Raw genomic sequence first — 13,400 nt, 5'->3', positions numbered from 1 at the left:
GCCAGGAGACCCCCATGGACAACCACCCGCCCGCCTTGTCGCTGCTTGGCGCCGCCCCCATCGAAGCCTGGCTGCAGGCCAATCCCGGCCGCCTGCTGGAACTGGTCGCGCAGGCATACCTGGACGCCGCCGAAGGCCGCGCCGGCAACCCCGACAGCTACTTCCTGCGTTTCGCCGACAGCGACCGCAACCGCATCATCGCCTTGCCCGCGGTGCTCGACGACGCGCAGCCGATCGCCGGTTTGAAGTGGATCGCCAGCTTTCCGGAAAACACCCGCCACGGTCTGGACCGGGCCTCCGCGCTGATCATCCTCAACGACCGCCGCACCGGTTATCCGCTGGCCTGCCTCGAAGGCAGCCTTATCAGCGCCGCGCGCACCGCGGCCTCGGCAGTGCTCGGCGCGCGCTGCCTGCACCCCACGCCAGGGCGCAGCGCGGCCTTCGGCGTGGTCGGCTGCGGGCCGATCGCCTGGCGCACACTGCGCCTGCTGCTGCAGTCGGGCTGGGCGCTGGAGCAGGTCAACCTGTGCGATCTGGACCCTGCGCGTGCCGAGCGCCTGCGCCGGCACTGCCAGGCGCTGGGCCTGGATGCCCAGGTGCAGCCGCTGGAGCGGTGCGTGCGTGACAGCGACTTGCTGCTGTTCGCCACCTCGGCAGTGCGCCCGGGCATCGACCAGACCGCCTGGTTCGACCACGCCCCCACCGTGCTGCACCTGTCGCTGCGCGACCTGGCCCCTGGGGTGATGCTGGCGGCGCAGAACCTTGCCGACGACGTCGGCCACTGCCTCAAGGCCGCCACCTCACTGGAACTGGCCTGGCGACAGGCCGGCCACCAGCGCTTCATCGCCGGCGACATCAGCCAGGCCCTGCGCGGACAGGTCACTCCGGACCCGACCCGGCCGCGGATCTTCTCGCCCTTCGGCATGGGCGTGCTCGATCTCGCCGTGGCCAGGGCCATTCACCACGACTGCGCGGCACAACCGCACCTGCGGGTGACGGACTTCTTCCCCCGGCCCTACCAGGCCGACCAGGCATGAGCGCCACCACCAGCAAAGGGATGTGACGATGAACCCATCAGAGCAGGATCCACACCACCACGCCCAGCCAGCGCAAAGCCTGGCGCAACGGCGCCGACGCGGCCAGGGCGGGCTGCAGGCCAGCGCAGCGCCGCCGTGCCTGTCGGCCGCCCAGCAACGGCTCTGGCTGCACCAGCGCCTGGAGCAGGTCGGCGGCCTGTACAACATGCCCTGCGCCTTGCGCGTGCGCGGCGCCATCGACGTCGAGGCGCTGCGCCAGGCGATCGAGCTGCACGTGCAGCGTCACGCCGTGCTGCGCACGCTGATCGAGGACCGCGACGGTCAGCCGCAGGCACGCTGCGAACCGCTGCCGCGCCTGGAACTGCCGATCCTCGAGATGGCCGATGAGCAGCAGGCCCTGGACTGGCTGCGCGGCGAGGCCGATGCGCCGATCGAGCTGGACCGGGCGCCGCTGCTGCGCACCCACCTGTTGCGCCTGGACAGCCGCCATCACCTGCTGTCGCTGACCGTGCACCACATCGCCTGCGACGGCTGGTCGGTTGGGGTGATGCTGCGCGAGATCGGCCAGGCCTACGAGGCCCTGAGCCAGGGCCTGCCGGCATCGCTGCCGGCGCTGGCGGTGCAGTACGCCGACTACGCCCACTGGCAGCGCGAGTGGCTGGACGGCAGCCGGGTCGAGCGCCAGCTGGCGTTCTGGCGCGAGCGGCTGGCCGACGCCCCGGCGCTGCTGGCCCTGCCTCTGGACCATCCGCGCCCGGCGCAGCAGTGCTACACCGGCAAGACCCTGCGCCTGGCGCTGCCTGCCGAGCTGAGCACGCAACTGCGCCAGTTCGCCCGGGCCCAGGGGGTGACGCCCTACATGCTGTTGCTGGCAGTGTTCAACATCCTGCTGTCACGCTACAGCGCCAGCGAGGACATCCTCGTCGGCTCGCCGGTGGCCAACCGCTTCCCACAGGAGACCGAGGCGCTGGTGGGGTTCTTCGTCAACACCCTGGTGATGCGCAACCAGCCACGCGCCGAACTGGCCTTCGACGCCTTCTTGCAGCAGGTCAAGCAGCAGGCGCTGGCCGCCTATGCCCACCAGGACGTGCCGTTCGACCGTGTGGTGGAGGCCGTGCAACCGCCACGCAGCAACAGCCACGCGCCGCTGTTCCAGGTCGAGTTCGTGCTGCAGCAGGCCCTGGCCCGGCGCTTTGCCCTCGGCAGCGCCAGCGTCGAGCCGTTGCCGCGCGCCAGTGGTTTCACCAAGTTCGACCTGACCCTGGCGCTGGAAGACAGCCCCGGCGCGATCACCGGCCAGATCGAGTACAACGCGGCGCTGTTCGACGATGCCTTCGCCCAGCGCATGATCGGTCACCTGCGTACCCTGCTGGTCTCGGCCATCGCCACCCCAAAGGCGCGCCTGGCCGATCTGGAGATGCTCGACGACGACGAAAAGACCTGCCTGCGCCGCTGGGGCAGTGCCGGCCATGACCCCTTGCCCGACCGTCACCTGCTCACCTGGCTGGCCGACTGGGTGGCCGTCCAGCCCGAGGCCATCGCCATCGAGCACCACGACCTGAGCCTGAGTTACCTGGAGCTGGACCGTTTGGCCAACCGCATCGCCCACGCCGTTCGCCAGCAAGGCGTGGCCAGGGGCGAGCGAGTGGCGCTGTTCATGTCCCGCGGCTGCCACTACCTGGCGGCCATGCTCGCGCTGTTCAAGCTGGGGACGCCGTTCGTGCCCTTCGACCCGGACCAGGGCGCCGAACGCAACGGGCGCATGCTGCAACGCAGCGCACCGGCGCTGATCCTCTGCGACCCGGCCTGTGCGCCAGCGCTGGAACACCTGCAGGCGCCCTGCCCGACCCTGTGCCTGGAGCCGACCAGCCTCGAGCGCCACCCCGCCGAGTGGCCCCACGCACCGGCCAGCGAGCTGGGCGACACCGCCTACATGATCTTCACCTCCGGTTCCACCGGGGAGCCCAAGGCAGCCATGGTCAGCCACCTGGGCATGGTCAATCACCTGTTGGCCAAGGCCCACGACCTGCAGTTGCGCGGCGACGACTGCGTGGCACAGATCGCCGTGCAGACCTTCGACGTGGCAGTGTGGCAGTTTCTCGTCGCGCTCCTGCCCGGGGCGCGCACCCGCGTGCTCACCGGCCTGCAGGCGTGGGAGCCGCAGGCGCTGTGGGACCAGCTGGAGCACTGCCAGGTCAGCGTGGTCGAGACGGTGCCTTCGCACCTGGAGCTGCTGCTCGATGAACACCAGCGCCAACCCCGCGCACTGCCCCGGCTGCGCTGGATGATCAGCAACGGCGAGCCGCTGGCCACCGCCCTGGCGCGGCGCTGGTTCGAGCATTGCCCGGGCACCGCGCTGATGAACGCCTACGGCCCCAGCGAGTGCTCCGACGACGTCACCCACCTGTGCCTGTACGCCGCGCCTGCCGCCACCCAGCCGTACCAGCCGATCGGCCGCCCCATCGGCAACGCCCGCCTGTACGTGCTCGACGCCAACCTGCGGCGGGTACCGGCCGGGGTCACCGGCGAGATCCACATCGGTGGGCTGTGCGTCGGCCAGGGCTACTTCGGCGACCCAGGGCGCAGCGCCGAGCGCTTCATCGACGACCCGTTCGACAGCCAGCCAGGCGGGCACCTGTACAAGACCGGCGACCTTGGCCGCTGGGACGCCACCGGCCAGCTGCACATGCTCGGCCGTTGCGACTTCCAGCTGAAGATCCGCGGCTGCCGCATCGAGGCCGGCGAGGTGGAGGCGGTGCTGCGCCGCCATCCAGCGGTCGAGCAGAGCCTGGTCATGGGCGCCAGCGACAGCAACGCCCAGCAGCAACTGGTCGCCTACGTGATCGCCCCACAGCGCCCGGCGCCTTCGGCCCAGAGTCTGCGTGCCTTCTGCCGGCAGCACCTGCCCGACTACATGGTGCCTGCCGCGATCTGCCTGCTGGATGCCTTCGCCCTGCTGCCCAACGGCAAGATCGACCGCGCCGCGCTGCCACCGCTGGCCAGCTTCGCCCCGTCCGGCGAGGTGCCCTACCGCGCCCCGCGCGATCAGCGCGAGGCGCGCCTGGCGGCAATCTGGGCCGAGATGCTTGGCCTCGAGCGGGTCGGTATCGATGACAGCTTCTTCCTGCTCGGCGGCCATTCGCTGCTGGCTGTCGAGCTGACCAGCCGCTGCCGCGAAGTACTCGGCCAGGGGCTGGAGGTGCGCCACCTGTTCAACCACCCAAGCATCGCCGAACTGCATGACTACTGCGCCCAGGCGCTGGAGGAAACCGCATGACCCCGCAAGCCCTGGCCCCGAGCCAGATCCCCGAGTGGTTCGCCTACCAGCTGGCGCCGGAAAGCGCGGTCTACAACGTCAGCTTCAACCACTTTTTCCTCGACCGGGTCGACCGCGCAGCGTTTCTCGCCGCCTGGCAGCAGTTGCTCGACCGTCACGACGTATTCCGCCTGCGCCTGGGCTACGCCGATGGCCGACCCTGCCAGTTCCTGGGCGAGCCGCAGGTACTCGACCCGGCACAGCTGTTCATCGAACGCACCACCCTGGCCCCGGAACAGGTGCTGGCCGAACAGCAGCAACTGGCCCGGGCATACGCCCTGGCCCCGTTCGACTTCGCCAGCGAGGTGCTCTACCGCCTGCACCTGGTGGCGTACCCGGGCGATGAGTTCCAGCTGATCTTCACCGTGCACCACATCATCTGGGACGAAACCAGCACACTGAACCTGATCCGTGAGTTCGCCACGCTCTACGGCGCCGCCTGCCAGGGCCGGCAGGCACAGCTGCCGCCACTTCGCGGCAGCTTCCTCGACTACGCCAGACGCTGCAACGACGCGCTGCACAGCGGCGAACTGGAGGTGCATCGGCAGTACTGGCTGCGCCAGTTCGCCGACCTGCCAGCACCACTGGAACTGCCCACAGACAGGCCGCGGCCGGTGGTCCAGACCTACAACGGCAACACTGCCAAGACCTGGCTGCCGCGCGGCCTGGCGCGCGATCTGGGGCGTTTCTGCGCCAGCCGCAACAGCACCCCGTTCATGTTCCTGCTAAGCGTGCTGAACCTGTACCTGCACCGGGTCTGCGGCCAGGACGACCTGGTGCTCGGTTGCCCGATCGCCGGGCGCTCGCCCCAGGACCAGGACAGCCTGGGCTGCTATGCCGTGCCCATGCCGATCCGCACCCGGATCGCCCCCGACATGACCTTCGCCACCTTGCTGGAGCAGGTCGGCGGCACGGTGATGGAAGCGTTCGAGCACTACCGCTACCCCTGCGTCAACGTGATCGAGGCCCTCGACCACCACAAGGACCTGTCACGACCCAAGCTGTTCTCGGTGATGGCCGGGGTGCAGAACGACAAGTCGGATTTCGTCAGTGTCGACCTCGGCCAGGGCCAGCTCTATCCGAAGGAGGTGTTCGCCGCCGAGAACCACGGCGCCCGCTTCGACCTGGCCATCGGCCTTGATCCGGTGGGCAGCGACGTGAAGTTCTTCTGCACCTACAACAGCGACCTGTTCGACGCCGACACCATCGAGCGTTTGCTCGACAGCTTGCAGACCTTGTTCCAGGCGACGATCGACGACCCGCACCAACCCTTGGCGAGCTACCCGTTGCTGTCCGCCGAGGCCGCGCGGCAGGTGCTGCGGGGCTTCAACCCGCCGACGCGGGCCGGCACCCCTGTGCCCGGCACCGTGCTCGAGCTGATCGAGGCCCGCTGCCGCCAGGCACCCACCGCCGCGGCCCTGGCCAGCGTCCACGGCAGCCTTGACCAGGCGGCCGTGGCCGGCGAGGTCGACCGCCTGGCGCGCGCGCTGGTCGCCAGCGGCGTTGGCGCCGGCCAGGCGGTAGGCGTGCTGCTCGATGGCGGTGCCGAAGCGGTCATTGCCCTGCTGGCGGTGCTCAGGCTCGGAGCGCTGTACGTGCCGCTGCACCCGGACTGGCCACTGACCCGCCTGCGCGCGGTGGCCGACCAGGCCCGGCTGGCCATCCTGGTCAGCCGCGAGGCCCAGGACGAACAGGCCCACGCCCTGGGCGTACCGACCCTGTTCATCGAGCGCCTTGCGCAACAGCCTGCGGGCCAGCCCCGCCTGGCCAGCCAAGCCAGCGCCGGGCAACTGGCGTACTTGCTGTTCACCTCCGGCACCACCGGCCAGCCCAAGGGCATCCCCGTGCACCATGCCGGGTTGCTGGCGCTGATCGAGGCGACCCAGGCCAGGCATGCGCTGCAACCTGGCGAACGCATGCTGTTCTGGACCGCGACAACCTTCGACGCATCGCTGCTGGACATGCTCTGGCCGCTGTGCGCGGGCGCCGAGGTGGTGCCCTGGCCGCCGGGGCTGGCGCGCACCGCCGAGCACCTGCTGCAGGTATTGGAGGCGCAACGTATCGCCGTGCTGCAGACCGTGCCGGCCATGCTCGAGGCGCTGGTCGAGGCCGCGCGGCGCGGGGGGCGCCGCCTGCCGGCCCTGCGCCTGATCATCTGTGGCGCGGCGGCCCTGCACCGGTCGCTGGCCGAGCGCGCCCTGGCCACGTTCGACTGCCGCCTGGCCAACCACTACGGCCCCACAGAGGCCACGGTCGATGCCTTGTGGCACGATTGCGCGCAGCCCTGCGTCGGCGAACGGGTGCCCATCGGCCGGCCACTGCCGCATGTGCAGGCGTTCATTCTCGACCGCCACGACCAGCCCCTGCCGATCGGCGTTCCCGGCCAGTTGTGCCTGGCCTCCGCAAGCCTCAGCCCAGGCTACTGGCAGGCGCCGGAGCAGACCCGCCAGGCCTTCTTCAGCAAGGCCTTGCTGCCGGGCGAGGCGCCACTGCGGCTGTACCGCACCGGCGACCTGGCGCGCTTCGACGCCGAGGGCCAGGTGCACTACATCGGCCGCCTCGACCACCAGGTCAAGGTGCGCGGCAACCGCGTCGAGCTGGGCGATATCGAGTCGGCGCTGGCCAGCCACCCGGATGTAGCCCGCGCCGCCGTCACCTGGCAGGAAGACGACGGCGGCCGGCTGCGCGCCTTCGTCGAGCTGCGCGAGCGCCAGGTGGCGCGCATCGAAGCCCGCGGCCAGGTACTGCGCCAGTTCAGCGTGGCCCAGCGTCCGGAACTGCGGGTACACATGAACCTCATCCACCAGGGCACCTGGCCGCGCTACTTCGCTGGCAGCCAGGTGCTGACGCGGCATTGGCAATCGTTGTACAGCCTGTTCCCTCACTACCAGTTCTGCCTGGTCGACGCCGCCGACCAGGTTGCCTGCGTGGCCAACGGCGTGCCGCTGTACTGGGACGGCCAACCACAGACCGTGCCCGCCGGTTGGGACGCAGCCCTGCAGTTGGCACTGCAACAGCACCACGCGGGCATCACGCCGAACACCGTGGTCGGGCTGGCCGGCATCGTCGCCGAACATTGCCAGGGCCAGGGCCTGGCCAGCACCCTGGCCAAAGGTTTCCGGGCCCTGGCCAGACGCCATGGGCTGGAGCACTTCCTTGGCCCGGTACGCCCGGTGGGGATGCCCGTGGGCATGCCCGTGCAGCAATGGGCGGACAGCCGCGACGAGCAGGGCGAACCCCTGGACTTCTGGCTGCGCGTGCACCTGCGCCTGGGTGCCCGGGAACTGGGGGTGGCGCTGGAGTCGCAGCGTATCGAGGGCAGCCTGGCGCAGTGGCGGGAATGGACCGGCGCGCGCTTCGAGCATGCCGGCCCGTACCAGGTCGACGAGGCGTTGCAGCCGGTGCAGGTTGACCTGGCCAATGACCGCGCCTACTACCACGACCCCTCGATCTGGGTCGGCCACAGCGGCCTGCGCGAACCGACCCCGCCCGCCCCGCCATGCGACCCGGCTGCGCTGCGCCAGTACCTGGCCGAGTGCCTGCCCGCCTACATGCTGCCCGATGAACTGCTGATCATCGGCCAGATGCCCCTGACCGAGAACGGCAAGCCCGACCTGCGCCGCCTGCACAGCCAGGCAGTGCCTCACGACGCCCCGGCGAGCCAGGCGAGCACCCCGTTGCAGCAGCGGTTGCAGGCGCTGTGGCAGCGCCTGCTGGGCAGCGACGGCTTCGGTATCGACCATGACTTCTTCGCGCTCGGCGGCCAGTCGTTGAAAGTCATCGAGATGCTCGCCGCGGTCGAGCAGGTTCATGGCCACAAAGTGCGCCTGCAGGCGTTCTACCGCCAACCCACCATCCGCCATCTGGAACAGTTGCTGAAGGACCAGGAGCCGACATGTTCGAAATGACCCGACACCACCTGCGCCAGGTGCGCTACCGCTGGCTGAGCTGGCGTGCCGACCCGTTGTACCTGCTGTTCGAACGCATGTACCGCTGCGACCCTGGCGCCCTGCCCACGGTCACCCCGCACCCGAGCCAGCGCGGTTTCCTGCTGACCCAGTTCAGCTGCGCCGATTTCGCCCAGTACCGCGGCCGCGAGATCGCCTTCTTCAACCCACGCCAGGTTGCCGTGTACTGGCTGCCCGGCGCGGCGCACAGCGGTGGCGGCCATGTCGCCGACGGCGACTACGAGGTGACAGTCGCCGGGCATGCGGTTCGCCGCCCGGTGCGCCTGCAGGTGCGCAAGGAGGCCCAGCGCACCTCGATTCGCGCGGTGGCCACCGACGCCCGACGCGCCGACCGGGTCCAGGGCGGCTTCATTGCCTTCGCCATCATCGCCCGCGAGCTGCGCTGCCTGGCCTTGCAGTGGCTGGAGCAGCTGCCCCGGCGCCTGGACCAGGGCGGCGGCGGCCAAGGCTGGCGACAAGTGCTGGAGCAAGCCACGCACCTGGTGGGTGAAAGCGAAGTGCGGCGCCAGGCCGAGCGCCTGCTGCGCGACGGTGCGGCGCGATGACGCCCGCCGAGTTCAAGGCCCTGGCACGGCTTGAGCGAGCCAATGTGGTCAGCCTGCACCAGCGCCCGCTGCGCAGCGACCCGGCGGCGGTCGGCGCGCTGCTGGCCGGCTTCGACGCCGCAGACTCCCCCTTGTGGCCGCACGCCACTTGGCCGCGAGACCGCTGCGAGGGGCCCATGGGCGAAGGCTGCATCGGCGGCCACGGCGCGACCCGCTATCGCCTGGAACGCTACGTGCCGGGCCAGGAGGCGCTGTTCCGCTTCATCACCCCGCAAGGCTACCAGGGCGTGCATGGCTTTCGCATCCAGGCCCTGGAGGACGGACGCACCTGCCTGAGCCATTTCACCTGCCTGCGCCTGAGTCCGTACCACTGGCTGATGTGGCACCTGCTGGTGCGCTGGGTGCACGACGCGCTGATCGGCGACCTGCTCGATGGCGCTGAAGGCCACTTGTGCAACGGCGTGCGCCGGCACCGCCGTTGGAAGTGGCGGGTACACCTGATTCGTCATGCGCTGGGAGGCGCGCGTCTGCTGGCTGAAGCGGCCGGCCTGAAAAGGAGGAACCACCATGCAAGCCATTGAGATCCACCAGCGGTGGGCGGTCAACGACCTGTGCAAGGTCATCGTCGGGTTTCGCAACTACAGCACCCACGCCACCCGCTCGCGCTACGTGTCGTTCGCCGTGCTCGAGCAGCCGCGGATGTGCGAGTTGCTGGTGCGCCTGGCCCGCGGCCAGGTCGACGGCGACGCGGTGCGAGACTATCCGGAGCACCTGTTCGAACAACTGATCGACTACGGCTTCCTCGCCCCGCTCGACCGCCTCGGCTGGCGTGGCCAGGCCCGGCGCCTGTGGCGCGTGCTCGACAGCGGGCGCCTGCGCCGCGTGCCGTTTCGCGGGCGCGACTATCATGTCACCTCGCTGGTGTTCATGGCGTTCTACACCCAGCGCCCCGGGCAATTCCTCGAAGAGCGGGTGATCCTGCCCGCCTGGTCGCCGGGCTATGCCGAACACGCCTTGCGCATCGCCGCCAACGGCCTGGACGAGCCCGGCTACCGCGCGTTGCCAGGCCGGGTAAGGCGGCGGCTGGACAAGCACGGCCTGGTCACCGCGGTCGAGCGCCTGCCGCGGCGCGAGCGTTTCCTTGCCGAGCGCTGCCAGCTCGACCCGGCGCTGTTCGACGAACTGCCGGCCTACTATCGCCCGACGCTGCACACCGGCGGCCTCGACGGCCCTGGCCTGGCGCTGGTGCCAGGCCTCTACGAGCGCTTCGAGCAGGTACCTGAGGCCCTGCGCCGCCAGGTGGTCGACCCCGACTGGGCGCAGTCCTGCGCGCCGACCCTGTGGCTCGAGGACCCGGTCAAGGGCATCGTCGCCATGCGCTGGCTGACCGCGCAACAGCAGCAGGCCCTGGCCGCGCTGCGCGAGGGCCGCTTGACGCCGGCAACGCTCGACCCGGCCACCCGCGCGCTGTTCCTGCAAGCCGGCATCCTGCACGAGCCGGCCAGCCTGGCCACGCGCCGCGAAGCCTGGCGAAGGCACCTGCAGACCTTGAGCGCACGCATGGCAGAGGATGGCTGCGTGACCTTCGAACAGGTGCTGCCGCCCCTGGAGCTGGCGATTGCCCGCCGCTACCTGCGCTTCATGATGGAGGGGCGCTTCCTGCTGCTGGACCGGGTCAACGGCAAGACCGAGCAACGCTTCTGGTGCCACCGCGACGCGTTTACCTTCTACCTGCACGGCATGGTCTGCGCCTTGCTCAACCAGGTCCTGCCCGAGCCCGTCAAGCCAGGCCACAACGCGCTGACCATCTACCAGGATGGTGCCACCCTGCCCCGCCACCAGGACGATGTGCAGGCATTCGCCTGGGTGATGTCGCTGCCCATCGAAGCCCGGCCGGAGCATGACCGCCAGCTGGCTTGGCCGATCTGCGTGGAAACCCCGCGCCAGGTTCACCAGGCACGCTTGCTGCCCGGCGACGGTCACCTCATCGACCCGCAGATGCCCCACTGGCGCGACAAGCTCGAACAAGGCCGGCTGGGCATTCTGTTCCTGTGGTTCGTGCCGGCCGACTACCGCGGTTTTGTCAATGGCAGCTGGGTGGCGTGAATCAGCCTCTTCGCCCCGGCCTTGCCGGGGCGAAGGTTAGCCAAACTAGCTGTTTAATAACTTTGCGTTTTACAGGAAACTTCAGAAATTGACCTGTCTTGCAAACTTTGCCGATGAACCACGGTCATAATACCCCTATACTTTCCCCGTGCCAGCGTCGCATATCCGGACTAGAGTATGAGTGCCTGGCCCGGTTCCAGGGTATGGAATTACAATATCAAGGAAGACCCCTCATGATCCGCAAGCAAATTGATTCATCGTGCAACTCCCCCTCCGTCAGCACCGCGGCCATGCCCTCGTCGCGTCACGAGTCGCCCGCCCGCTGAACCTGCCCACGCGCCCAGGCATATCAATGTCTGCGCAGGTTCAGGCAGCGCAGGCCGCCATCGCCTTTGGTTCACCCCGCGCCGGTGACGAGGATTGAAACGATGCACTTTCAGACTGTAAAAAGAATATTGCTCGTCGAAGATCATCCCTTGGTGGCCGATGCCACCCGAACACTCTTGTTGAAGATGGACAGCTCACTGAATGTATTCATTTGCGACAGTGCCCCCAGCGCCATCGAAACTTTCAAAGATCAACATGACTGGCATCGGATATTACTTGATATCAATGTGCCGCATGCCTGCGGGCTCTCCTTGGTGAGAACTTTCCATCGCCTGGGCGTGGCACAACGCTGTGCGGTGGTGACGGCCACCCACAATCAGGACTGGAGCGCGCAGGCTCAGGCCATGGGGCTGCTCGGCTATGTGGTCAAGGCCGCCAACCTGGAGGACTTCACCACGGCCATGCAGCAAATCCTGCAAGGCCGCAAAACCTTTCCGATCAGCGATGACCGCGCCCCCGCCAACGCCGTGCGCCTGACCCGCCGGCAGCAGGAGATCCTGCAGTTGCTGCACCGCGGCCTGGCCTCCAAGGAGGTCGCCGCCGAGCTGGGCCTGAGCCTGGGCACGGTGAACAACCATGTCACCGGCCTGATGCGTGTGCTGGGTGTGACCAACCGCACCCACGCGGTGTCCCGTGCAATGGACCTTGGGTATCTGCATGACTACGACACACCAACCGCTTGGCACTGAGGCGCTTGCCCTGCCACTGGCCAGGGCCCGCAGCCGCTCCTGGCGCGCCGCCCTGGCGGTGACGCTGGGCCTTTCGCTGCTTTTCGCACTGTTGGGCGGTGCCGTCTTGCAGCGTTTCAAGGCCGGATTGCTGGAAAACCTGCGCGGGGCCCAGCAGATCCTTGCCTGTGAAATGGTCGCGGGCCTGCCGCAGCGCCTCGACGGCGACGCGCTCGCCCACTACCTCGACACCCACCTGGCACCGTCCCTGCGCGCCCATCGCCAGCTGTACCTGCTTGACGCCGAAGGGCACGTCGCCTACGCCGCCGCACGCAAGCCGTCAGCGGTCGCCCAGGCGTTGGCGGATAGCCCGGCGTTCGGCCGCAGCCAGCATGTGCCGGTGGCCAGCAGCATCAGCGAGGACACCCACGGCGACAGCTACCTGCTGACCTTCCGCCGGGTGCCCGACAGCGACGTGACCCTGGTGCTCGGCAGCGCCCTGGCGCCGGTGCTGGCGCCTTACCAGAGCTTGGGCCGCCAGGCCTTGCTGGCGCTTCTGCTGGCCTGCGTGGCGGTGCTGATGGCTTTGCGCAGTCGCGCCCAGGAGCTGTTTGCCGAGATCGAACGCAACCTTGCCCAGTTGCGCGGCCACAACCAGGAGCTGTCGCGTCAGCGCCGCGAGCTGGCCTGCCAGGTCGACCGCGACTGCCGGTTCTTCCAGGAAGCCTCCCACGACTTCCGCCAGCGCCTGCACGCCATGCAACTGCTGCTGCACACCGTGCAGCAGTGCGATGCGCACGAAGGCCGCGTGCTGCTGGGCAAGACCCTGTACGTGGTACTCAATCTGCAGGCCTACGTGCGCGACTTCCTCGACCTGGCGCGCCTGCGCGGCGACACGGCGCCACCCTGCTGCCAGGTGCTGCAGGCGCAGTCGCTGCTGCAGGAGCTGGAGCTGGGCTTCGAGGATGTCGCCCTGCAACGTGGCCTGGACCTGCGCGTGCGCGCCAGCGCCCTGAGCCTGCACAGCGACCATCATCGCCTGGCGCGGGTGATGGAGAACCTGCTGGCCAATGCCTGCAAGTTCGCCCGGGGCCGAGTCCTGGTGGCGGCCAGGCGCACCGGCCGCGGCGTGGCGCTGGAGGTGTGGGACGATGGCCCGGGTATCGCCAAGCAGGACCGCCAGCGGATCTTCAGCCCTTATTACCAGGCGGCGGACGGCCCTTGCCCGCCAGAAGGGGTTGGCCTGGGCCTGGCCATCGTCCTGCGCCTGTGCGCGATCCTCGGCCACGAAGTCAGTGTGCACGAACGTCACGGCCTCACCCTGGTTCGCGTGCATGTTCCCGGCGATACCGCGCAACCATGAGGAATTGCAC

The 13,400-nt window shown here is 69.1% G+C and carries 8 protein-coding genes; all 8 read left to right on the top strand.

Features of this window, described 5'->3' with window-relative positions; all coding sequences use genetic code 11:
• The first annotated feature begins 14 nt into the window (after nucleotides 1-14).
• The 8 genes from sbnB to ACZ9C1_RS03080 all read left to right on the top strand — a co-directional run bounded on the left by sbnB (nucleotide 15) and on the right by ACZ9C1_RS03080 (nucleotide 13,390).
• Nucleotides 15-1,037, top strand: coding sequence for a 2,3-diaminopropionate biosynthesis protein SbnB (gene sbnB / locus ACZ9C1_RS03115; protein WP_139671572.1), 1,023 nt, complete (start codon nucleotides 15-17; stop codon nucleotides 1,035-1,037).
• 28 nt (nucleotides 1,038-1,065) lie between these two features.
• Nucleotides 1,066-4,314, top strand: a complete 3,249-nt coding sequence (locus tag ACZ9C1_RS03110) for a non-ribosomal peptide synthetase (RefSeq protein ID WP_476253565.1) — start codon at nucleotides 1,066-1,068, stop codon at nucleotides 4,312-4,314.
• Nucleotides 4,311-8,261 (top strand): non-ribosomal peptide synthetase, encoded by a 3,951-nt coding sequence (locus ACZ9C1_RS03105; RefSeq protein ID WP_476253564.1) that lies wholly within the window; start codon nucleotides 4,311-4,313, stop codon nucleotides 8,259-8,261. The genes ACZ9C1_RS03110 and ACZ9C1_RS03105 overlap by 4 nt, the downstream gene beginning before the upstream one ends.
• Complete coding sequence (locus ACZ9C1_RS03100; protein ID WP_476253563.1) at nucleotides 8,249-8,866, top strand: hypothetical protein; 618 nt, start codon at nucleotides 8,249-8,251, stop codon at nucleotides 8,864-8,866. The genes ACZ9C1_RS03105 and ACZ9C1_RS03100 overlap by 13 nt, the downstream gene beginning before the upstream one ends.
• On the top strand, nucleotides 8,863-9,447 hold the full coding sequence (locus ACZ9C1_RS03095) for an SRPBCC family protein (protein WP_476253562.1): 585 nt from the start codon (nucleotides 8,863-8,865) through the stop codon (nucleotides 9,445-9,447). Before ACZ9C1_RS03100 ends, ACZ9C1_RS03095 begins: the two co-directional genes overlap by 4 nt.
• Complete coding sequence (locus ACZ9C1_RS03090) at nucleotides 9,434-10,972, top strand: hypothetical protein (RefSeq protein ID WP_476253561.1); 1,539 nt, start codon at nucleotides 9,434-9,436, stop codon at nucleotides 10,970-10,972. The genes ACZ9C1_RS03095 and ACZ9C1_RS03090 overlap by 14 nt, the downstream gene beginning before the upstream one ends.
• Before the next feature lie 428 nt (nucleotides 10,973-11,400).
• Nucleotides 11,401-12,048, top strand: coding sequence for a response regulator transcription factor (locus tag ACZ9C1_RS03085; protein ID WP_256659328.1), 648 nt, complete (start codon nucleotides 11,401-11,403; stop codon nucleotides 12,046-12,048).
• Nucleotides 12,017-13,390, top strand: a complete 1,374-nt coding sequence (locus ACZ9C1_RS03080; RefSeq protein ID WP_476253560.1) for a sensor histidine kinase — start codon at nucleotides 12,017-12,019, stop codon at nucleotides 13,388-13,390. The genes ACZ9C1_RS03085 and ACZ9C1_RS03080 overlap by 32 nt, the downstream gene beginning before the upstream one ends.
• Nucleotides 13,391-13,400: the final 10 nt, after the last annotated feature.

This window comes from Pseudomonas sp. TE21435, assembly GCF_056279265.1.
The sequence above is the reverse complement of the archived record's forward strand: the minus strand, read 5'-3'. Positions and strand labels throughout refer to the sequence as shown.